Origin of the sequence: Streptomyces sp. NPDC102283 (genome assembly GCF_044766265.1) — a bacterium.
Taxonomy (GTDB): Bacteria; Actinomycetota; Actinomycetes; order Streptomycetales; family Streptomycetaceae; genus Streptomyces.
The window spans coordinates 212,374-233,711 of sequence record NZ_JBIWLQ010000001.1; the positions used below are offsets into that span (position 1 = coordinate 212,374).

General features: G+C 73.5%; 20 protein-coding genes. 9 read left to right on the forward strand and 11 right to left on the reverse strand.

Annotated elements, in window-relative coordinates:
* Window positions 1-30: 30 nt before the first annotated feature.
* Complete coding sequence (locus ACIRJT_RS01075; protein WP_403902898.1) at window positions 31-882, forward strand: NAD(P)H-binding protein; 852 nt, start codon at window positions 31-33, stop codon at window positions 880-882.
* A gap of 42 nt (window positions 883-924) precedes the next feature.
* Here the strand turns inward: ACIRJT_RS01075 and ACIRJT_RS01080 are convergent, their stop codons facing one another.
* Window positions 925-1,398, reverse strand: a complete 474-nt coding sequence (locus tag ACIRJT_RS01080; RefSeq protein ID WP_403902901.1) for a carboxymuconolactone decarboxylase family protein — start codon at window positions 1,396-1,398, stop codon at window positions 925-927.
* A gap of 131 nt (window positions 1,399-1,529) precedes the next feature.
* A complete protein-coding gene (locus ACIRJT_RS01085) occupies window positions 1,530-4,427 on the reverse strand; it encodes a BTAD domain-containing putative transcriptional regulator (protein WP_403902904.1) in 2,898 nt (965 codons plus the stop codon).
* Between the two features lie 104 nt (window positions 4,428-4,531).
* Here ACIRJT_RS01085 and ACIRJT_RS01090 point away from each other — a divergent pair, with 104 nt between their 5' ends.
* Window positions 4,532-6,115, forward strand: coding sequence for an MFS transporter (locus tag ACIRJT_RS01090; RefSeq protein WP_403902907.1), 1,584 nt, complete (start codon window positions 4,532-4,534; stop codon window positions 6,113-6,115).
* Window positions 6,116-6,167: 52 nt separating this feature from the next.
* On the opposite strand, the gene ACIRJT_RS01095 is transcribed toward ACIRJT_RS01090, so the two are convergent.
* The 4 genes from ACIRJT_RS01095 to ACIRJT_RS01110 form a co-directional block, all read right to left on the reverse strand.
* A complete protein-coding gene (locus ACIRJT_RS01095; RefSeq protein ID WP_403902909.1) occupies window positions 6,168-7,382 on the reverse strand; it encodes a flavin-containing monooxygenase in 1,215 nt (404 codons plus the stop codon).
* 67 nt (window positions 7,383-7,449) lie between these two features.
* Window positions 7,450-9,222: a hypothetical protein gene (locus tag ACIRJT_RS01100; protein WP_403902912.1), complete on the reverse strand. Its 1,773-nt coding sequence runs from the start codon at window positions 9,220-9,222 to the stop codon at window positions 7,450-7,452.
* A 124-nt stretch (window positions 9,223-9,346) separates the two neighbouring features.
* On the reverse strand, window positions 9,347-10,198 hold the full coding sequence (locus tag ACIRJT_RS01105) for a class I SAM-dependent methyltransferase (protein WP_403902915.1): 852 nt from the start codon (window positions 10,196-10,198) through the stop codon (window positions 9,347-9,349).
* Window positions 10,195-12,066, reverse strand: coding sequence for an FAD-dependent oxidoreductase (locus ACIRJT_RS01110; protein ID WP_403902917.1), 1,872 nt, complete (start codon window positions 12,064-12,066; stop codon window positions 10,195-10,197). Before ACIRJT_RS01110 ends, ACIRJT_RS01105 begins: the two co-directional genes overlap by 4 nt.
* Before the next feature lie 254 nt (window positions 12,067-12,320).
* Between ACIRJT_RS01110 and ACIRJT_RS01115 the strand changes: the two genes are divergently transcribed.
* Together ACIRJT_RS01115 and ACIRJT_RS01120 are read left to right on the forward strand one after the other, a co-directional pair.
* The gene (locus ACIRJT_RS01115; protein ID WP_403902920.1) at window positions 12,321-12,773 is read left to right on the forward strand and encodes a DoxX family protein; all 453 of its coding nucleotides are present in this window, start codon (window positions 12,321-12,323) and stop codon (window positions 12,771-12,773) included.
* Window positions 12,770-13,231 (forward strand): Zn-ribbon domain-containing OB-fold protein, encoded by a 462-nt coding sequence (locus tag ACIRJT_RS01120; protein WP_403902922.1) that lies wholly within the window; start codon window positions 12,770-12,772, stop codon window positions 13,229-13,231. The genes ACIRJT_RS01115 and ACIRJT_RS01120 overlap by 4 nt, the downstream gene beginning before the upstream one ends.
* A 162-nt stretch (window positions 13,232-13,393) precedes the next feature.
* On the opposite strand, the gene ACIRJT_RS01125 is transcribed toward ACIRJT_RS01120, so the two are convergent.
* Window positions 13,394-13,807 (reverse strand): hypothetical protein, encoded by a 414-nt coding sequence (locus tag ACIRJT_RS01125; RefSeq protein WP_403902923.1) that lies wholly within the window; start codon window positions 13,805-13,807, stop codon window positions 13,394-13,396.
* Window positions 13,808-13,885: 78 nt separating this feature from the next.
* Between ACIRJT_RS01125 and ACIRJT_RS01130 the strand changes: the two genes are divergently transcribed.
* On the forward strand, window positions 13,886-14,707 hold the full coding sequence (locus tag ACIRJT_RS01130) for a Scr1 family TA system antitoxin-like transcriptional regulator (protein ID WP_403902929.1): 822 nt from the start codon (window positions 13,886-13,888) through the stop codon (window positions 14,705-14,707).
* Window positions 14,707-14,970, forward strand: coding sequence for a DUF397 domain-containing protein (locus ACIRJT_RS01135; RefSeq protein WP_403902931.1), 264 nt, complete (start codon window positions 14,707-14,709; stop codon window positions 14,968-14,970). Before ACIRJT_RS01130 ends, ACIRJT_RS01135 begins: the two co-directional genes overlap by 1 nt.
* Here the strand turns inward: ACIRJT_RS01135 and ACIRJT_RS01140 are convergent, their stop codons facing one another.
* From ACIRJT_RS01140 to ACIRJT_RS01150, 3 genes are all read right to left on the reverse strand, one after another.
* Window positions 14,971-15,564 (reverse strand): hypothetical protein, encoded by a 594-nt coding sequence (locus ACIRJT_RS01140; RefSeq protein ID WP_403902932.1) that lies wholly within the window; start codon window positions 15,562-15,564, stop codon window positions 14,971-14,973.
* A gap of 65 nt (window positions 15,565-15,629) precedes the next feature.
* Window positions 15,630-16,538, reverse strand: a complete 909-nt coding sequence (htpX, locus tag ACIRJT_RS01145; protein WP_403902934.1) for a zinc metalloprotease HtpX — start codon at window positions 16,536-16,538, stop codon at window positions 15,630-15,632.
* Between the two features lie 145 nt (window positions 16,539-16,683).
* Window positions 16,684-17,364, reverse strand: coding sequence for a pyridoxal 5'-phosphate synthase (locus ACIRJT_RS01150; RefSeq protein ID WP_403902935.1), 681 nt, complete (start codon window positions 17,362-17,364; stop codon window positions 16,684-16,686).
* A gap of 114 nt (window positions 17,365-17,478) precedes the next feature.
* Between ACIRJT_RS01150 and ACIRJT_RS01155 the strand changes: the two genes are divergently transcribed.
* Entirely contained in the window at window positions 17,479-18,087 is a 609-nt protein-coding gene (locus ACIRJT_RS01155; protein ID WP_403902937.1) for a hypothetical protein, read from the forward strand.
* A 21-nt stretch (window positions 18,088-18,108) separates the two neighbouring features.
* Here ACIRJT_RS01155 and ACIRJT_RS01160 read toward each other — a convergent pair whose 3' ends face one another.
* Window positions 18,109-19,242: a thiolase C-terminal domain-containing protein gene (locus ACIRJT_RS01160; protein ID WP_403904390.1), complete on the reverse strand. Its 1,134-nt coding sequence runs from the start codon at window positions 19,240-19,242 to the stop codon at window positions 18,109-18,111.
* Window positions 19,243-19,582: 340 nt separating this feature from the next.
* Between ACIRJT_RS01160 and ACIRJT_RS01165 the strand changes: the two genes are divergently transcribed.
* The gene (locus tag ACIRJT_RS01165) at window positions 19,583-20,794 is read left to right on the forward strand and encodes an acyl-CoA dehydrogenase family protein (protein WP_403902938.1); all 1,212 of its coding nucleotides are present in this window, start codon (window positions 19,583-19,585) and stop codon (window positions 20,792-20,794) included.
* Window positions 20,791-21,276, forward strand: coding sequence for a nitroreductase family deazaflavin-dependent oxidoreductase (locus ACIRJT_RS01170; RefSeq protein ID WP_403902939.1), 486 nt, complete (start codon window positions 20,791-20,793; stop codon window positions 21,274-21,276). Before ACIRJT_RS01165 ends, ACIRJT_RS01170 begins: the two co-directional genes overlap by 4 nt.
* The last annotated feature ends 62 nt before the right edge of the window (window positions 21,277-21,338 follow it).

Sequence of the window (21,338 nt, forward strand, 5' to 3'; positions counted from 1 at the left end):
CCGGCGGGGCCGTCACGGTGGACTGGGCCCATGACGACGAAGAGCACGCACCGCGTTCCGTCCGGGATCCTCGTCCTCGGTGCCACCGGCAAGACCGGCCGCCGGGTCGTGGCCCGGCTGCGCGCGACCGGAACCACCACGGTCCGCCCCGCCTCCCGCTCCGGTGAGGTCCGGTTCGACTGGACCCTCCCCGACACCTGGGAGCCCGCCCTCGCCGGGGCGGAGGCCCTCTACCTCGTCGCCCCCGACGACCCGTCCCCCGTGGCCGAGTTCGTGACGCGCGCCGAGGCCTCCGGGGTCCGCCGCTTCGTGGTCCTGTCCGGCCACGGCATCGAGCACGCGGGCGAGGGCTTCGGCCGGGGCATGGTGGCGGCGGAGGACGCGGCCCGGGAGTCCGGGGCCGAGTGGACCCTCCTGCGCCCCAACAACTTCTTCCAGAACTTCGACGAGGACCTGTGGCGGGCCCCGCTCCGCGAGGGCCGCCTCGGGCTGCCGATCGGTGACGTCACCGAACCCTTCGTCGACGCCGAGGACGTGGCGGCGGTCGCGGCGGCCGTCCTCACCGAGGACGGCCACGCGGGCCGCACGTACACACTCTCCGGCCCCCGCGCCCTCACCTTCGCCGAAGCCGCGGAGACCATCGCCCGCGCGGCCGGTCGCCCGGTCCGCTACGAGGAGTTGACCTCTCGGGCGTACCGCGCCGAACTCCTCGCCCAGGGATGGCCGAAGGCCGCGGCCGACTCCCTGGGCGCGATGTTCGCCCTGCATCGCGCGGGCCGTACGAGCGAGGTGACCGACGGCGTCCGCCAGGTGCTCGGCCGGGAGGCCGCCGACCTGGAACCGTGGGCGCGGCGCATCGCGGCCACGGGGGTGTGGGCGTAGCACCGGACCGCCTCGGTCAGCCCGGTGTCCCGGTCAGCCCGGTTACGCGAACTGCCCCACCTGGTAGCCGCCGGCCGGCTGCTGGAGGATGACGTTCAGCCGGTTGAAGGTGTTGATCAGCGCGATCAGCGAGACCAGGGCGAGGAGTTGCTCCTCGTCGTAGTGCTGTGCGGCGCTCGCCCAGACGTCGTCCGGGACCCCGCCCGCCGCGTCCGCGATGCGGGTGCCCTGCTCGGTCAGCTCCAGCGCCGCGCGCTCGGCGTCGGTGAAGACGGTCGCCTCCCGCCAGGCGGCGATCAGGTTGAGCCGCAGCGAGGTCTCCCCGGCCGCGGCGGCTTCCTTGGTGTGCATGTCCAGGCAGCCGCCGCAGCCGTTGATCTGGCTCGCGCGGATCTTCACCAGCTCCTGCGTCGCCGCGGGCAGCGTCGTGTCCTCGACGATCTTGCCCGCCGAGACCAGGTGCTTCACGAGCTTGCCGGTGACCGGGCTGGCGAAGGCGTTGAGTCGGGCGTTCATGGTGTGCTCCCTCTGCTGTCGTCCTGCTGTCGTCCGTGGCTGCACACACAGGACGGAACAGGCTCCCGAGAATGTGACAACCGGGGGAGGAGAGTGACGGGCGTCACCCGGAGGGCGGTGCGGCAGGCCGCTCACGCCCGGGGCGGGGGATCCAGTTCCGCCAGGGCGGCCTCCGCGTGGGCGGCGCGGCCCGACGCACGGCTCTTGGCCCGTGCCCGGTTCAGGTGGCGCCTGGCGGCGTCCCGGTCGCCGCGGAGCCGTGCCGCGTGTCCCAGCCCGATCTCGGCACGGACCTCGCCCGCGCTGTAGGCGCGCTCGGCCGACACGGACAGCGCCCGCCCGTACAGCTCCGTCGCCCGCTCGGCGCGGCCGCCCGCAAGCGCGGTCCTGCCGAGCCAGGTCAGCGCCTCGACGACCTCGGTCCACAGGCCGAGCTCCTCGGCCATCAGGAGACCTTCCCGGTGCAGTCGCTCCGCCCGTACGCCGTCACCCCGGCGTTCGGCCGCGAGCGCCAGGGCCCGGGTGGCCCGCAGCCGGCCCCAGCGGTCGCCGGCCTCCACGAACAGCGCGGCGCCCAGCTCCGCGGACGCGTCCTCGCCCGGGGCGTGGCTCGCCAGCTCGACCAGAGCCGCGGCCTCGCCCCAGTGGTCCCGGGCGGCGCGCGCGCCGGCCAGACCCGCCGCCACCAGCCGCAGCCCCTCGCGGTGGTGGCCGCCGCCGGTCAGTCCGGTGCCGACGAACCACTGCAACCGGGCTCGCAGCACAGGGTCCTCGACGCCGGCGGTGGGGTCCTCGCCCGCCGCGGCCGCCGCCTCACCGGCCCCCGAGGTGCGCAGCTCGATACCGGCCAGCCAGGCCCGCGCCGCCACGCGCGCGGCCGGGGCGGCCCCGCTCCCGGCGGCCAGCGCCGTCCGGAGCGACCTGCGGGCCTCGGTGAGACGGCCGCGCAGGAACCAGTACCACGCCTGCGCGTTCACCAGCCGCACCGCGTGCCCGGCGGTACCGTGGGCGACCGCGAGATCCAGGGCGCGGCGCAGGTTGACGGTCTCCGCGTCGAGGCGCTCCAGGCAGCGCCGCTGGTCCGGTCCGCGCAGCCGCCCGCTCTCCCGCTCGGCCAACTCGGTGCAGTGGGTGACGAACCGGGCGCGTACGGCGTCCTCCTCGCCGGCCTCCGCCAGTCGTTCGGCGCAGTAGGCGGCCACCGATTCGAGCAGCCGGAACCGGTCTCCCTCACGGACCACCAGCGAGCGGTCCACCAGGCGGGACAGCAGATCGGGAATCCGCCCGGCGCCCAGGCCCGCGTCGGCGCAGACCGCCTGGGCGGACGCCATGACGCAGCCGTCGGCGTGCACGACCAGGCGGCGCAGCACGGTGCGCTCGTCCTCGGTCAGCAGCTGCCAGCTCCAGTCGAGCATGCCCCGCAGCGTCCGCTGGCGGTCGGGGAGCCCGCGTACCCGGACGTCGGGCCGGGCGAACCGGTCGTCCAGCCGGGCGGCCAGCTCGTGCGGGCTCAGCGTCCGCAGCCGGGACGCCACGAGTTCCAGGGCGAGCGGAATGCCGTCGAGGCGACGGCAGACGGTGGCGACGGCCTCCGCGTTGTCCGCGTCGAGGACGAAGCCGGGCGCCGCCGCCGCGGCCCGCTGCACGAACAGCTCGACGGCGCCGGCCCGGGCGATCGCGATCGGGTCGGAGTCCTGCGGCAGCGTCAGCGGCGGAACCGGATGCACTACCTCACCGGGGATGTCGAGCGGTTCCTGACTGGTGAGCAGGAGGTGTGCCGAGGGCACGGCCGACAGTACGGCGACCGCGAGCACGGCGACCGGCTCGACGAGGTGCTCGCAGTTGTCCAGCAGGATCAGCAACTTCCTGTCGGCCACCGCCCGGCACAGCCAGCCCACCAGATCGCCCAGATCCGGCTCCGTCGCCGCGGTGTCGCACAACCCCAGCGTCGTGATGACCCGTTCGGCGATGTCGTCCGGGCCCGACGTGGCGCCCAGGCCCGCCAGTTCGACCAGCCACACCCCGTCGGCGAACCGGCCGGACGCGTCGTGCGCCGCGGCGAGGGCGAGCCGTGTCTTGCCCACGCCGCCGAGACCGGTGAGGGTGACGAGACGGGTGCTCGCGCCGGGGTCCAGCCGGGCCAGGACCCGATCGGCCGCCTCGCGCCGGCCGATCAGCGGGGTCAGTGGGGCGGGCAGGTTGGTACGGCACGACAGCGATCCGACGGCGGGTGTGGCCAGTTGTGTCTCCTGACGCAGGATCGCCTCGTGCAGCGCGGAGGCTTCCGGACCGGGTGACGCCCCCAACTCCTCGGCCAGCTCCCGCCGCAGGTCCTGGAAGCTCCGCAGGGCGTCGCCCTGCCGCCCGGCCCGGTACAGGGCGCGCATATGGGCCATGCGCAGCCGCTCGCGCAGCGGGTGGCGCCCCACCAGCGCCCCCAGCTCCGCCGCCAGAGCCGTGTGCTCGCCGCGGGCGAGGCGTGCCTCGGCGTGGTCCTCGACGACATCGAGGCGCAGCTCCTCCAGCCGGGTGATCTCGCCGCGGGCGAACAGGGACTCGGCCACATCGGCGTAGGCCGGGCCCCGCCACAACGCCAGCGCTTGGGCGAACAGTTCGGCCTTCACCGCCGGCTCCCGGTGTGCGCGGGCGCGCTCGGCCAGCTCCTCGAACTCCAGGGCGTCGACCGTGCCGACCGCGTCGTCCCCGTTGGTCCCGGCGTTCCCGTTGCTCCCGCCGCTCCCGTTGTTCGCGTCGTCCGTGAGCAGCAGCCGGTAGCCGGCGGGCTCGCGGACCACCCGCTCCCGGCCCAGTACCCGGCGCAGCTGGGAGACCTTGGTCTGGAGCGTGTTGGCCGACCCGCACGGCGGGTCGCTCGCCCACAGGTCCTCGATCAGGCGGTCCGCAGGCACCGGTCCGCCGCCGTGGACGAGCAGATCCGCCAGCAGGGCGCGGACCTTCGCTTCGGGAACCCTGACCGGCCGCCCCTCGGCGTCCCAGACGGCCAGCGGGCCGAGCACCCCGTAACGCATGACCGGAGTCTAAGGGCTGTCCCGGCGACCCTCAGGAAACCGTGCGTGGGGGGCGGCACCGTGGCGCGTGCACGTTGCCGAGAAGCGAAACGCAGGGGAGTTCCATGTCCACACCGACCGTACGCAGAGCGGGTGCCCGGGAGTGGGGAGGACTGGCCCTCCTCGCGTTGCCCACCGTGTTGCTGGGCCTCGACCTCACCGTGCTGTACCTGGCTCTCCCCTCGCTGGCGGAGGACCTGCGGCCGTCCGGCGCCCAGGAGCTGTGGATCATGGACGCCTACGGGTTCCTGATCGCCGGCTTCCTGCTCACCATGGGCACGCTGGGCGACCGGATCGGCCGTCGCAAGCTGCTGATGGCCGGGGCCGTGGCCTTCGGGGCCGTCTCGCTGCTGGCGGCCTGGTCCACCAGCGCCGAGCTGCTCATCGTCGCGCGCGCGGCCCTGGGGATCGCCGGGGCCACACTGATGCCGTCCACGCTGGCCCTGATCAGCAACATGTTCGCCGACCAGCGTCAGCGCTCCCTGGCCATCGGGGTCTGGGCGACGAGCTTCGCGCTCGGCATGGCGCTCGGGCCGGTGGTCGGCGGAGTGATGCTGGACCACTTCTGGTGGGGTTCGGTGTTCCTCCTCGCGGTCCCGGTCGCGATCGTGCTGCTGGTGGCCGCTCCGGTCCTGGTCCCCGAGTACCGGGCGCCGCGGAGCGGCCCGTTCGACCTGCTCGGCGTCGTGCTGTCGCTGTTCGCGATCCTGCCGGTGGTCTACGCGGTGAAGCGGTTCGCCGAGGACGGCCCCGGCGGACCCACGATCGCCGCCGCGCTGATCGGCGTCGTCTTCGCGGTGCTGTTCGTCCGGCGCCAGGCCGGGCTGGCGAACCCGCTGCTGGACGTGCGCCTGTTCGCCGACCGGACGTTCAGCGCCGCGCTGAGCGTGCTGCTCGTGGGCCTCGTCGGCGTCGGCGGCTCGATGCTGCTGATCACCCAGCAGCTCCAGTTCGTCGAGGGGCTGCCCCCCGTCGAGGCGGGCCTGTGGATGGGACCGCCGGCCCTGATGATGTTCCTGGCGGCGATCGGGTCACCCCTGGTCGCCCGCCGGGTGGAGCCGGGCATCGTGGTGGCGGCCACCCTGGCGCTGTCCACGGTCGGTTACGTGCTGCTCGCCCTGGTGGACGCCTCGGACGGCATCGCCCTGATGGTGATCGGTTTCGGCCTCGTCTACCTCGGGCTCGGGGCGATCGCGGCCCTGGGCACGGATCTGGTGGTCGGCGCCGCGCCGGCGGACAAGGCGGGCTCGGCCTCGGCGATGTCGGAGACCGTGCAGGAGTTGGGCCTCGCCCTGGGTGTGGCGGTCCTGGGCAGCCTGGCCACCGCGGTCTACCGCGACCGGGTCGACGACACCATGCCCGCCGGTGTCCCGTCCGAGGTGGCCGACGTCGCGGGTGACAGCCTCGCCGGCGCGGTCTCCTCGGCGCAGCGCATGCCTGCCGGCTGGCTCGACCAGGCCAAGGAGGCGGCGACCTCCGGGATGAACACCGCGATGATCGTCGCCGCGGCGTGCACCCTGCTGCTCTCGGTCGTGTCCGCCGTCGTGCTGCGGCGCGTCGGCGTCATCGGCGGCGACGCGCCGGTGACCGACGGGGACGACCCGACCGACGGGGACGACCCGGCGGAATCGGCCCTGTCGGAGGTCTGACCGGGGCGGTGCCGCCCTTCGCCCCACGGCGCACGGGGTTTCGGGACCTCGGTCACACGGGGCTTCCGGGCCCTCGGCGCGACGCGCGGGCCACCCTCTTCGCGATCTTCTCGGCGTCCAGGGCCATTTCGCGCAGCATCCCGCTGATCGGGTTGGTGAAGCCGGTGAAGTAGAGCCCCGGGGCGTCCTTCGGCGAGCGTCCGCCGTGGGCGACCGGGCGCCCCCGCCCGTCCAGGACGTCCAGGTGGCCGAGCAGGGGCTCCAGCGCGCGGTCGTAGCCGGTGGCGGCGATGACGGCGTCCGGGGTGAGGCGGGTGCCGTCGGCCAGGACCACCGTGTCCTTGTCGAAGGAGGCGACCGTCGCCACCGGGGTGACCGCGCCGGTCCGGACCGCGTCGATCAACCCGACGTCCTGGACCGGGATCGCGCCCTGGCGGACCCGGGAGTACAGGCCGGTGTCGGGGCGGGGGAGGCCCTGGGCGGCCAGGTCGGGCACGGCTATCCGGCACATCACGGCCCCCGCGCGGTCGACGAGCCGCACCGGGAGGCGGCGGACCAGGATGCCGGTGGCCTGGGCCGGCCAGCCCGCGGTGGAGCGGCGGACGATGTGCGGGACCGTCCGGACCGCGATGCGCACCCGGGAGGCGCCGCCCTCCGCGAGGTCGGCGGCGATCTCCGCGCCCGTGTTGCCGATGCCGACGACCAGGACGTCCCGGTCCGTGTACGGGGCCGGCGCGCGGTACTGCGCGGCGTGCAGCAGTTCGCCCGTGAACGTGTCGCGGCCCGGCCAGTCGGGGATGCGCGGGGTGTGGTTGAAGCCGGTGGCGACGACGACCGCGCGGCCCCGCAGGACCCGTCCGCCCGTCGCCGTGAGCTGCCAGTCGCCGGAGCCGTCGGGGGCCCGGTCGATCCTCGTCACCTCGACGCCGGTGACGACTTCCAGCCCGTGGTGCTCGGTGTACTTCTCCAGATACCGCACCACGTCGTCCCGGCCCACCCACCGCCCGAACCCGCGCGGCATCCTCAGCCCCGGCAGGGCCGACCAGCGGCGGGTCGTGTGCAGGTGCAGCCGGTCGTAGTGGCCGCGCCAGGACGCGCCGACCCGGCCCGACTTCTCCAGGACCACGGTCCGTACGCCACGGGCGCGCAGCGCGGCGGCGGCGGCGAGACCTCCGGGGCCGCCGCCGATGACGTAGACGGGACGGTCGTCCGTACGGTCGGTGAGGGCGGCGGCGTCACTGCCGGTGGGGGACGGGCTGTTGGGCATGGTTCGGAGCGTAATCGTCCGCTCTGTTGATGGGTCTCGGTCAAGAGCGAAATCGATTGCGAATTGATCACGGGCGGGGTTCGGTCGATCGCGGGCGGGGGCCGGGGGCGGTCAGGGCCGCTACCAGAGCCTCGGCCCGGGCGGCGGCGACGGTCGGTTCGGCGCCGGTGGCGGCGACCATGCCCCACCGTCGCGGGACGCAGGCCACCGCCTCCAGCAGGGCGCCCGGCGCGGCCATGGACCGGGCCGTCGCGGCCATCTGATGGAGTGTCCGGTCCGCCGGTGGCAGGAAGACGCGGGTGGCCGCGTACGGCTCGTCGACCCCCTGCTCCCGGGCGCGGTCCCGGAAGGTGCGCAGGCTCTCGGCGCCGTGCGCGGAGAGGTTGAAGTCGATCGCCCCGACGAGGAGGCGGTCGCCGAACGCGCCGCCGAGCCGGCCCACGGCGAAGTCGATGCCGCCGGTGACCAGCCCGCCGTGGCTGCCGTCCGCGATGCTCTCGGGGCCCTGGAAAGCCGCGCGGACGGACTCCAGGGCGGCGCGGACGGTCCGGTAGGCGTCCGGGGGCAGCCCGAGAGCGGTCCAGCCGGCCTCGTCGACGTAGTCGTTGCCCCGCCAGGAGTAGCCGTCGAGCATCTGGAGGGTCAGCCCTTCGGCGACCTGCCCGTGGCGGATGTGCCCCGACGGCACGACCGGGACGCGGCGGGCGGCCGGGGAGCCGGGCCCCGTTTCCGGGGAGCCGGTTTCCGGAGCGCCGGGCCCGGCCTCTTCGTCGCCCAGGGAGACGGTGAGGAAGGTGACCCAGGCCTCCAGGAGGTGGTCGTCCCCGACCGCGTGCGCGCTCCGGGCCTCCGCGGCCAGCCGGTCGGTGTCGGCGAGGTCCAGGTTGCCCACGATGCGCGCCCCGTCACCCGCGTCTGCGGGCTTGAGTGCGGCCCGGGCCAGGCCGTACCGGGTCCGGAGCAGGGCGGCGGCATCGAGCACGTCGGTCACGAAGGCGTCCCGGTCGACGCCGGTCCGGGCGATCGTGTAGCCCGGCAGGACCGGGACGGTGAGCCCCAGCCGCTGATGGGCCCGGCCGAGCCGCTGCTCGGCGGCGAGCAGCTCCTCGGGGGGCAGCTCCCGTGCGGGGGCGGGCATCGCACGGGCGGCGGCCACCGTGGGGTGGATGTGGTTCTTCCGGTTCCACTCGGTGGCGACCGCAGGGCTGTTGGCGTCCGTGGCCAGCTCGGACAGCCCGGTCCTGCGGAGCAGCCAGAGCAGGAAGATCTGTGTCTCCACGTCCAGCGCGTACAACCGGACCACCGCGTCGGGCCGGTCGCGCAGCCAGTCGATGACATGGCGCAGAGGAGTGTCGGCCCGCTCCTCGTGCGCCTCCGCCATGAGCAGCAGGGCGTGGGTCAGGTAGTAGTGGTCCAGGTCGCCGATGTCGACGGCGGGGACGCCCCGGAGCGCCGCGGCCTCGGCCCAGGGCGCGGTACGGCCGAGGGTGAGGTCGTCGGGGGTGCCCAGATACACCGACCTGGCTTCGACGTACGTGGTCACGTCGTGGGGTTCCTGGCCGCTCAGCAGAGCGGCCAGGTCGCCGTCGAACGCCTTGAGCAGGGGTGTGGTGGTGTGCAGCAGGAGAGACGGGGCGGCGCTGCCCGGCTGGGCCCGGTACGGCCGCACCACCTCGCCGGCGGCCCTCGCCACGGCCGCGGTGTCCATGCCGAGGAGCCGTTTGGCGCTCTCCGCGACGCGCGTCCCGTCCCAGACCCGGTGTCCGGTGAAGAAGCCTTCCCAGCGTGCCTTTCCGCCGTCCCGTGCGGAGCGGACGGACGCGGCGACGGGTGAGAGCACCGTGTTCCCTTTCGGCGATGACGTTTCGGTTCCCGGCTTTCCGGTTCCCGGCTTTCCTTTCCGGGTCTCCGGCTTTCCGTGTTCCGGTGTTCCGGTGTTCCGGGGTTCCGCTTTTCGCGGTCCGTCAGGTGCGGACCGTGGTGAATACCACCGTTACGTAGGGTAGCTCGAAGGTGTTGCCGCTTTTCAGTTCCGGGTGCACGGTGGCGAGTTCACGCATACGTTCCTCGATTTCCCGGCGGCGGTCCGGGGAAGACGTCAGGTAGTACGACCGTGATTTTATGAGCGTGACGAGAGAATCGATCGTCTTCGCCTCGGAGTGCGGGAAGAAGCCCTGCTCGACGGCCCCGAACTCCGGCCCGAACGTGGGATCGCGCAGCCAGCCGGTGAGCCACTCGGCGTCCTGGGTGCGCAGCGCCTTCAGCGCGCCGTGCAACATGATCGCCGCGGGGGTGCGCGGGTCGGTTCCGGTGTCCTCGTCGGCGAGGATCCCGGACAGCGCCGCCGACCAGGGGACCTCTTCGTCACGGAGGTTCCAGAGGGTCGCCAGGACTCCGCCGGGGCGCAGTACGCGCGCTATCTCGGCGTGGGCGGGGGCCGGGTCGAACCAGTGGTAGGCGTGGCTGACCAGCACCGCGTCCAGACTGGCGTCGGGTAGGGGGATGTTCTCGGCGCTGCCGGCCAGGGCCACGGCCCCCGGGGCGGTGGCGGTGACGCGGGCGCGCATCGCGTCGTCGGGTTCGACCGCCCGCGTCCGGTGGCCCTCGGCCGCCAGGACCCGGGTGAGCAGGCCGGTGCCCGCGCCGAGGTCCAGAACGTCGCGCGGTTCGGTTCCCAGGACCCACCGGACGCTCTCGACGGGATATCCCGGCCGGGTGGTCTCGTAGGCGTCGACCCCGTCACCGAAGGAACTGCCTCGCTGCTGCCATGCCGTCGTACCGTCCGTCGTACCGTCCGCGGCCTTTTCGTCCGTCATTCCGGGAGCCTCGCATCCTCTTGTCCGTAGAACATACGGAGTCGATTCGGGTGATAGTCGAAGTGCATCGGGTGGCTTTCCCCGCGAAGTGCCGCGGCCACCGCCTCGGCGGTCACGGGGGCCTGGGCGAATCCGCCCGTGTTGTGACCGCCGGTGATGAGGAGGAGACCGCCTCCGGCGGTCCTCACGGTCTCGAAGACCGGAAGACTGGAAGCGGTCCAGGGCCGCACGCAGTACCTTCTGCTCCGCTCCAGCAGGCCGGACCGCCGGGCCTCGTCGAACGCGTCGGGGAAGAAGGAGGAGGCCGTGTCCTCGACCGCCGCGTAGAGCGCGTCGAGCTGCGTCGGATCGAGGTTGTCCGGGTCGGCGCCCGTCCAGCCGTAGCCCGATCCGACGGTGAGGAAGGCGCGGCCGTCCGGCCCCTCGGTGACGGTGACGTTGGCGTCGGCCGCCGTGTGCCCGCTCCGCGTGATCTTCAGGGAGTTCCTCAGCCCCCGGCCGTGATCGGGGAGGGTGAGCCAGGCGCCGGCCATTCCGTGGATCAGCCCGGCGGAGGCCGTGCCGCGCAGCAGCGCTTCCCCGTAGGCGCCGGGGGAGAGGACGTAGTGGTCGGCGCGGACCGTCTCGCCGTCACGGCAGCTGATCCCGTCCGGCGCGCCGCCCTCGCCCGGGACGAGGGCGGCCACCGGCCGTCCCCAGTGGAACACCGCCCCGGCCCGCTCGGCCGCGGCGGCCACGGTGCCGAGGAACCGGTGCACCTGCACGGTGAACCCGCTCACCTCGATGCCGCCGACGAAGGCTCCCGCCCGGTGCGCCGCGGCCAGCGCCGGGTGCCGGGCGCTGACCCGGTCGGCGGACAGGATCGCGAAGTGCCGTTCGGTGAGTGAGCGTTGACGTGCCACATGGGCTTCCAGCACGGCCTGGTCGCTGTAGACCCGCAGGATGCCCTCCCGCAGGCCGACTCCGTGGAACAGCTCCGGAGCATCGTGCCGGAGGTCCCGCCAGAGCCGGTCGGAGGTGAGGTTGTAGCCCAGGACGTCCTCGGTGAGGGAACGGGCCAGCCAGCCGGGCACCCGGGCGTTGTCCTCGGTCCAGGCCCTCTCCGCCGGTCCGAGGCGGGCCAGGTCGGCCAGGCCCCAGCCCTTTTCCTTCACCGGCCGGGCGAAGGGCAGGGGCCCGCCTCCGGGGCTCCCGAAATAGCCGTCGGCCTCGGTGAGCGTGAACATCCGGGCGTCGCCGCCGCCCCTGCTGCACCCGAAGGACGTCCACGGCGCGCCGGACCGGGGGTCGGGGCCGCTGTCGTAGAAGGTCACGCGGTGACCGGCCCGGAGCAGCCGCAGCCCGGTCAGCAGGTTCACCACACCGGCGCCCACCAGGACGACCGAGGCCGCCTCCGGCCGGACGGCGCCGAGCCGCCCGGCGAGCACCGGGCCGACCCGCTCGGCCAGAAAGCGGCGTTCGGCGATGGCGAGCGCCCGTGCGTAGAGGTCCGCGGGAGACTCGGCCGGCCCGGCCGACGGGCACACGGTCACGCGTAATCGGGATCCGGCCGGTCCGGCCCCGGGTAATCGGCGGCGGGCGGACGCGCGGTGGACGCGCGCGGCGCTCCCCCGTGCCCCGCCCGGTCCGGCGATCCGGTCCAGGAGGACGACGACGAGGGGCCGCTCTCCCGCCGCCGCACCCCAGGCGGCCGTCTCGGCGGCCGCGGGGACGGACCGGGTGAGCAGGACGTCCGGCCGGGTCCGGGCCAGTGCCCGGCCGCGGAGAGCGCCCGACCGGGCCCCCAGCACGGGGCGGTGCAGTACGTGTGCGCCTTCCAGCAGCGGCTCGACGGAGGTCGGCACTGGATGGTCCAGCAGAACCAGCAAGGGGCCTCCTCTGCAGGCTGGTTGGTCAGTTTCCAACCGGTCGGGCGGCGAAACGCCGAGGGGGTCCGGTGGCCGGATTTACGGCGTACTACGTCTCGGAATCCCGGCGGCGGGCCTCCCGCGCCGCACGCCCCGGCCGACGCCGAGCGGCGCCCCCACATGCTCCCGGCACGTGCCGCGTCTCCTCCCCCTTGCGCAGGGCCCGCATATCCGCTGAACTGACGTACCGTCAGAAAACTTTCTCCGGAGGCCCGATGCAGACGATCTGGCTCAGTGGCGCGGAATGGCTCGCCGTCCTGCGCATAGGCCTCGGCCTGTGGTGGCTGGAGAGCTGGCGGCACAAGGACAAGAAGGGCTGGTTCGAGCGCGGCACGGGCATCGCCTGGGCGGCGGACGTCGCGGGCAAGCACCGCTGGGGCGTGGTGCGCACGGGCTTCCGGCGGATCGTCGAACCGCGCCCGAAGGCGATGGCGTACATCGTCGTCTACGCGGAACTGGCCCTGGGCCTGGGCCTGGTGACGGGATTCCTCACTCCCGTCGCCCTGGTCGCCGGGCTCCTCCTCAACCTGCTCTACCTGGTCCTGATGATCCACGACTGGGCCGAGCAGGGGCAGAACGCGATGATGGCGCTGATCTCCCTGGTGGCCCTGTTCGCGATGGCCTGGCAGACCTGGTCCCTGGACTCCGCCCTCGGACTGTTCCCGTGACCCCGCAGCGCGCGACGGCCCCGCGCTTCGACCTCCCCGAGCCGGACGCCTTCACCCGCCCCTACTGGGACGCGGCGGCGGAGGGGCGCCTGCTCCTGCGCCGCTGCGGCGGGTGCGGCCGGGCCCATCACTACCCGCGGGAGTTCTGCCCGTACTGCTGGGGCGAGGACGTCGGCTGGGAGCGCGCGAGTGGGGAGGCGACCCTCTACACGTGGTCCGTCGTCCACCGCAACGACCTGCCGCCCTTCGGCTCCCGCGTCCCGTATGTCGCGGCCGTCGTCGACCTCGCCGAGGGCCCCCGGATGATGACGGAGATCGTGGAGTGCGCGCACGACGACCTCCGGATCGGGATGGGGCTGGCGGTCACGTTCCGGGGCGGGGAGGCGGGAACGGAGAGGGCCGGGGAGGCGGGAACAGGGAAGGCCGGGGAGGCTGTGGCGGTGTTCCGGCCCCGGTGACCGGCAGCGGACGTATCCGGTATCTCGTCGATACTGCCCGCGCTACCTGCTGGATCACCTACGCCGGGGCTGGGCATCCCCGGGCCACGGCCTGAGCCGCATGCACGGTGCGCACCAGCCCTCCTTGCGCACCAGCCCTCCTTCCTCACCCGACCTCCTTGCTCACCCGCCCTCCGCCGCCGGGGCGAGCTGGGCCAGCACCAGCCCGTGCAGCAGTTCCGCGTCCACGAACTCGTCCTCCTCCGGCGCCCCGCACCGCCAGCTCAGCGGATAGGTGTTGCCGTCCGGGGCAGGGATGCCCACCCACTGGTCGCGCGCGGCCGGCCCGAAGCACATCGCGCCCGGCGGCCAGTCGTACCCGTCGCTCGACCCGGGCGGGATCAGGAAGTACGTCCACCGCGCCCCCGCCATCTCCCGCACCACCGGGCCCGGCTCGCCCTCCGTCAGGGTGGCCAGATGCTGGAGCACGGCCTCGCCCCGGACGCCCCGGAGCCGGATGGCGTCGAAGTAGATCCCGGAGAGGTGCAGTTGGTGCCCGGCGGCGGGTACCCATTCGGGGTGCTTCTTGCTCGTCATGGCTACGAGCATTCCGCCGACTGCGTAGCGTGACCAGCAGGACACGGTCCACATCGACGTGATGTGGGGAGGGCGGTGATGGCTGTGGGGACGAGTGGCGAGCTGACACACGGACGGCGGCTCGTGGGGGAGCTGATCCGAATCCACCGGGTACGGGCCGGGCTCACGCAGAAGGCGGCGGCGGACCAGCTGCTGATCTCGGAGTCGCTGATGGGCGCGGTCGAGCGGGCGGAACGCATCCCGTCGCGCGACCTGCTGGCCGACGCCGAGCGGGCGTTCGCGGCGGGCGGGGCGCTGGCGGCGTGCGGGGAGCTGGTGGACGAGGAGAAGTACCCCGCGAAGATCCTGGACTGGGTACGGCTGGAGCGGCTGGCTCGGGTCATCAGTGCGTACGAGACGATGGTGATCCCGGGATTGCTCCAGACTGAGGCGTACGTGCGGGCACTGTACGAGGCGCGAGTACCGGCGTACACGGAGCAGGAGATCGTGCGGCACGTCGAAGCCCGGATGGAGCGCGGTGCGGTGTTGAACCGGAAGACTCCGCCACGCGTGGGGTATGTCATCGAGGAAGCGATCCTGGAGCGTCCCCTCGGTGGCGAGGAGGTGCTCAAGGAGCAGATCCGGCACCTGCTGGAGTGCATGCGAACGATGAACCACCTGACGCTGCAAGTGATGCCGACGTGTCGCCACACCCATGCCGGTCTGAACGGCCCCATGAAGTTGATGGCCACGGAGGAAGGGCGCCACCTCGTGTATCAGGAGGGACAAGGGGGCACTACGTTGATCCTCAAGCCCGAACGGGTCAGCGACCTCTTCGACCTTTTCGGAACCCTGCGGGCGCAGGCGCTCAACCCCTGGGAGTCTGCGGAGCTCATGGAGAAGAAGGCGGCGGAACTGTGATGACCGGACCCGAACTGTTCTGGTTCACGTCCAGTTACAGCAACAACGAAGGCGGCGAGTGCATCGAAGTCGCCTACGACTGGCACAAGTCCAGTTACAGCAACAACGAGGGCGGGGCCTGCGTGGAGGTCGCCACCTGCCCCCACACCGTCCACGTCCGCGACTCCAAGGTCACCGACGGGCCCACCTTCGCCGTCGCCCCGGCCGCCTGGACCGCGTTCCTGGGCCACGCCACCGCCACCACCATCACCGTCAGCGGCTGATCACAGCCCCGGCGCGCCCCACACCGGGAACCACCGGGACAGGTCCTTCTCCACCCGGAGGTCGTCCCCGAGGACGCCCCGCACCTGGAGTTCCAGCTGGTTGTCCCGCTTCTCGGCGCCTCCGGGGAGCGGGGCGAACGGATAGAACGTGCCGCGCTTGTAGAGGTAGACCAGCGCCAGCGACCGGCTCTCCGCACCCTCCTCGGCCCGGAAACCGATCAGCGAGCAGAGAAGATGCGGGCCGAAGCCGCCGTCCTGGAGCAGGGTGTTCACCGCGTGGAGGTCGTTGACCAGGGCGGCGGAGTCGTCGGCCGGGTGGCGGGCGAGCAGCCAGGTGTAGCCGTACGCGTCCCGGCTGAACTCCACCGGGATGCCGCCGCGCTCCGTGTCCGCGTCCAGCAGTTCGCGTACGTCCTCCTCGAGCCGGGCGAAGCCGCCGCCCTCCACGCCCGCGAAGCAGACCGATCCCAGGCCGGTCGGTGCGAAGCCGGCGGCGGCCTGGAGGGTGAGGGCGGCGGAGGGGACGGCGAAGAGCTGGTCGAGGTCGGGGCGGACCGGTTTGCTCCGGCCGAGGATCGCGTCGAGCAGGCCCACGGGCGTAACTCCTCACTGTTCTTTACTGCGTGCTCAGCGGGACAGGCCGGCTCTTTGCTGCGTGCTCAGCGGGACAGGTCGGCGGAGATGCGGGACAGCTGGTCCAGGCGCTGCTCCAGCGTCGGGTGGGACGAGAACAGGCGGCCCAGGGACTCCTTCGCGGAGAACGCCGGCACGAAGTAGAAGGCGTTGTACGGCTCCGCCTTCCGCAGGTCCTCGGTCGGGATGCGGGCCATCTGCCCGCTGACCTTCGTCAGGGCGGAGGCGAGCGCGGAGGGCCGCCCGGTGAGCAGGGCGGCGGCCCGGTCGGCGGACAGCTCGCGGTAGCGGGACAGCAGCCGGGTCAGCAGGAAGCTGATCGCGTACACGACGGCGCTGATCAGCGGGATCAGCAGCAGGAGGATGCCCGCCGGGTCGTTGCCGGGCCTGCTGCGGGCGAACCCGCCCCACAGGGCGATACGGGTGACGATGCCCGCCAGCACCCCGAGGAACGAGGCGATCGTCATGACGGCCACGTCCCGGTGCGCGACGTGCGACATCTCGTGGGCGAGGACGCCCTCCAACTCCTCCGGCTCCAGTCTGCGCAGCAGGCCCGTCGTCGCGCAGACCAGGGCCGTCTTCTCGCTCCGGCCGGTGGCGAACGCGTTCGGCACGTCGCTCTCGGCGATGGCCACCTTGGGCTTCGGCATGTCCGCCAGCGCGCAGATCCGGTCGATGGTGCCGTGCAGTTCGGGGGCCTGCTCGGGGGTGACCTCGCGGGCCCCCATGCCGTACGCGGCGATGCGGTCACTGAACCAGAACTGGGCGATGAACAGGCCGCCCGTGATGAGCAGGATGATCGGCCAGGAGCCCCGCAGGGCGGCGAGGAGCACGCCCACGAAGACGACGTAGAGCAGACCGATCAGGAACATGGTGGTGACCATGCGACCGGTCAGGCCCCGGTCGGGGGCGTAGCGCGAACGGGCTCGTGGCATCGGTGCCTCCCAACAGCTCGCCTCTCACCTGACTCCCATAGTGCCCCTTTACGGTGAGAACAGGATAAAAGTGCTGTCTGCACCGGTCTGTGTGAGTCCGGTCTGTGCGAGTCCGGCCGGAACGGCCCGGGGCCGCCCGCGCCGGTCACGGCCAGAGCAGCTCGCGCGCCCAGCCGCCGTCCTCCTGCCGCCGGTAGCGCAGCCGGATGTGGCGGCGCCGGGCGTCGCCCTGGAAGAACTCGACCTCGGCCGGCTCGACCACGTACCGGGTCCAGGTCGGAGCCTCCGTGTCCGGTTCCGCCCGGGCCCGGTCCCAGGCCGCGTCCGCCGCCCGGTGCAGCTCAGCCACGGAGCCCACGACCTCGCTCTGCGCCCCGGTCAGCGCGGCGGCGAGCGCCCCGGTGGACCGGGCGTGCAGGTCGGCGTGGCTCTCGGCGGGCGTGCAGCGGACGACGGGGCCCCGGACCCTTACCTGCCGGCCTTGTGCGGGCCAGTAGAAGCCGAGCGCGGCGTGCGGGCGGGCGGCGAGCTGGTGGCCCTTGGCGCTGGTGGCGTGGGAGGCGAAGTGGAAGCCGCGCTCGTCGGCGTCGTGGAGGAGCAGCGTGCGTACGTCGGGGAGGCCTTCGGTGTCGGCCGTGGCCAGCGACATCGCGTGCGGCTCGGCCTGCCCGGCGGTCACGGCCTCGGCGAACCAGGTGTGGAAGAGGGGGACCGGGGCGGGCGGGGCCGACGCCGGATCGAAGGACGGCAGCTCGGTGTCCCAGACGCGCTGGGCGTGCAGGAGTTCGTCGAAGGGCTGCGGGGCGGGGGAGTCGAGTTCGCTCATGGGGTCATTTCATCTGGTCCGGCCGTGAGGGGGCGGCAAGGGGCACCGCGCTTCACGCACGAGCCCGCCGACAACAACAGTTTACGACTTATCGATGGTAACTATGGTTGTCGCATGACTGCATTCGGGATCACTCCGGAAGAACAGGTGGAGCTCGACAAGGCGCTCCATGACGCCCTCGACCCCCTCGCGTCGGCCATCCGCTCCCGGCTGTCGGGGCTGCCCGAGGACCGTAAGGGGGAGGCGGAGCCCGTCGAGGTGGCGTTGTCCGTCCTGGCCGCGTGGAAGGTGGTGGACACGGAGGTCAAGCGGCTGACGGCGACCGCGGCAGGCACTGCCGGGACCTACGGCGCGAGCTATGAACAACTGGGGTCCGTGTGGGGTATCACCCGGCAGGGTGCGCGGAAGAAGTGGCCCGAAGCCGTCAGTCGCCCGGTGTCGGCGAACCGGACCGTCGAACTGTGCGGCGGAACGGCCGAGGTGACCCGGGAGCCAGGGTCTGGCGGCTGGCGGTGGACCGGCGTGGGTGCGGACGGGACGCGGGGGGCGGCCGAAGCGGATGTCCGGTACGCGACGCCGGAGGAAGCCGCCGCCCACGCGGGCGCCTTCCTGAAGGGGCACGCGCGGGTGGACGGCGCGGCGATGCGCCGCGAGGCGGACGACCTCTTCGGCACGGAGGATCGGGTCGGTGACGAGGACGCGTGGGGGCGCGGGGGTGACTGAGCGGCACGTGCCCGCACGCGCTCACCCCCGCCCCAGCACCACCGTCCCCGACGAGCAGAACCAGCCACCCGTCCCGGAGGCCACCGCCAGCTCCGGGAGGCGGCCCCGGGCCTTGCGCACCTGGCGTTCGCCGGCCTCGCCGCGCAGCTGTCGTACCGCCTCCACCAGCAGGAACAGTCCCCGCATCCCGGGGTGGCAGGCGGACAGGCCGCCGCCGTCCGTGTTCACCGGGAGCTCGCCGCGCAGCCCGGTGCGGCCGTTCTCGACGAACGCGCCGCCCTCGCCCTTCGCGCAGAAACCCAGGTCCTCCAGGGTCACCAGCGTCATGTACGTGAACGCGTCGTAGATCTCGGCCAGATCGATGTCGGCGGGCCGCACCCCGGCCCGCTCGAAGGCCAGGCGGCCGGAGACGGCGGCGGGGGAGACCGTGAAGTCCTCCCACTCGGACATCGTGGAGTGCGAGACGTGTTCCCCGGTCCCCAGGATCCAGACCGGCCCTTTCGCCGTGTCGGGTACGTACTCCTCGGCGGCCAGCAGCACCGCGCAGCCCCCGTCGCTGCGGATGCAGCAGTGCAGCTTGGTGAACGGGTCCGCGATCATCGGGCCGGAGAGGACGTCGTCGACCGTGATCGGGTCCCGGAACATCGCCTCCGGGTTCACCGCCGCGTTCGCCCGTGCCGTCACCGCCACCTCGGCGAGCTGCTCCAGCGTGGTGCCGTACTCGTGCATGTGGCGGCGGGCGGCCATGGCGTACTTGGCGATCAGCGAGTGCCCGTACGGCACTTCGAACTGCGAAGGCCCCCGCGCCCCGAACGACAGGTTCGACGTGCGGCGGCCCGCCTTGATGTCGGCGCGGGCCGTCGATCCGTACACCAGGAGAACGGCACGGGCCCGGCCCGCGGCGATGGCGTCCGCCGCGTGGGCGGCCATCACCTCCCAGGTGGCGCCGCCCACCGCCGTGGAGTCGACCCAGGTGGGCCGCAGTCCCAGATACTCGGCGACCTCCACCGGGGCGAGCGCCCCGAGCCCCGCCGAGGCGAAGCCGTCGACGACCGAGCGGTCGAGGCCGGAGTCGGCGAGCGCGCGGCGGGCGGCCTGGGCGTGCAGGGCGTACGGAGTGGCGTCGTCGACCCGGCCGCAGTCCGCGAGCGCCACGCCGACGACGGCGACCTTGCGCGGACGGCGGGAGGCGGCCGGGGCGGAGCGGTCCGGGGCGGCGGACGCCTGGCGGGAGGAACCCGGGTCGGAACGGGCCGGGTCGGGAGGGGCCTGGTCTGAGGAAGCCGGATCGAGGGAAGCCGGGGCTGGGGCCATGAATCTGACGGTACATCAGATAGTGGTGGTCGCCGCAAGCGTGCGCGCATCGTTCGCGCCCGACGGCTTCCGCCGTCCGGGCGTGTGCGGGACCCTGGGAATTCCCGCCCCCCGCACCTAATATGACGGCTCGTCAGATCCGGGGCCGGCTCGTCGGTCCCTGGGTGGAAGGAGCCCGCAGATGGACGCCGCCTTCACCGCGGAACAGCACGAGATCCGCCGCACCCTGCGCGAACTGCTCGCCCGGAGCGCCGGCCCCGACGCGATCCCCGCCGCCGTGCGCACCGCCGAGGGCTACGACCCGGCCCTGTGGCGCAGGCTCGCCGGGGATCTCGGGCTGCCGGGCCTCGCGCTCGCGGAGGAGTACGGCGGGGCCGGGTGCACGGTGACCGAGCTGGCCCTCGCCTGCGAGGAGACCGGGCGGGCCCTGCTGCCCACACCGCTGCTCGCCACCGCCGCCCTGGCCGCACCCCTGATCGCCGCTCTCGGCACCCCGGACCAGCGGGCCGCCCTGCTCCCCCGGATCGCCGGGGGAGCCCTGACCGCCTCCCTCGCCGTCCCCGGCGGATCGCTCTCCACCGCCCTCGGTCTCACCGGCGACAACGCCGACGGGGCCTGGGCGGGCGGCGGCCGGGCCGGCGGCATCCAGGCCCGCGGGCCCGGGGAGGGCGGCGGCCGGCGGCTCTACGGGGAGGCCGACCGGGTCCTGGACGGACACAGCGCGGGACTGCTCCTGGTCGCCGCCCACGCCGGGGGCTACCCGCGCAGCCGTACTCTCCTCTTCCTGGTCGACGCCGGAGCGGCGGGGCTGGTACGCACCCGGCTCACCGCGCTCGACGAGACCCGCCCGCTGGCCCGCGTCGAGCTGCGCGACACCCCGGCCGAGCTCCTCGGCGCGGACGACACCGCCGACGCGGCCGCCGCCCTCGCCGCCGCCGGGCGCACGGCCGCCGCGATCCTCGCCGCAGAGGCGGTCGGGACGGCGGCGAGCGCCCTGGAGCGCACCGTGGAGTACGTGAAGACGCGCGAGCAGTTCGGCAGAGCCATCGGTTCGTTCCAGGCCGTCAAGCACCGCCTCGCCGACCTCTACGTACGGGTCGAGGCGGCCCGCTCCGCCGCGCACCACGCCGCCCGGGACCCGGAGGCCGGGCCCCTGGCGCTCGCCCAGGCCCTGGAGGCGGCCCGGATCACGACCGGTGAGGCCATCCAGCTGCACGGCGGCATCGGCTTCACCTGGGAGCACGAGGCGCACCGGTATCTCAAGCGGGCGGCGGGCGACGAACTGCTCTTCGGCCCGGTCCACCGGCTGCGCGAGAACGCGGCGCGGCGGGCCGGGCTCTTCGGGCCCGATCGGATGCCGCTCGCCGCAGCACCCGGGGCGGGCGTCCGATGACCGCCGCCCGTGGTGTGCGCCTGGTCCAGAAGGTCTCCTCGACCCGCGCCTTCGGACGGATCGCCCCGCACGTGGTCCCCGCACTGGACCGGGCCGTGCACCGGCTCACCCGGGGAAAGGTGCTGCTCAGCGCCCGGATGCTGCCCGGGCTCGTCCTCACGGTGCCGGGGGCGCGCACGGGGCGGCCGAGGACCACGCCGCTCGCCTGCATGCCGGAGGGCGAGGTGGAGGGCAGCTGGATCCTGGTCGGCAGCAACTTCGGGCGCCCGGGTCACCCGGCCTGGACCGCGAATCTGCTGGCCCACGGGGGCGCGGCCGTCGTGAACTGGCGCGGCCGGGACATCCCGGTGCGCGCGAGCCTGCTGGAGGGTGAGGACCGGGAGCGGGTGTGGGAGGCCGCACTAGCGTTCTGGCCGCCGTACGCGGCGTACCAGCGGCGGCTGGAACGGCAGATCCGGCTGTTCCGGCTGGAGAGACGGTAGCGGGCGGCGCGCCCGATGCTTCGTCCCGGTCCTCCGGGCACGCCGACGGCGGACCACCCGCA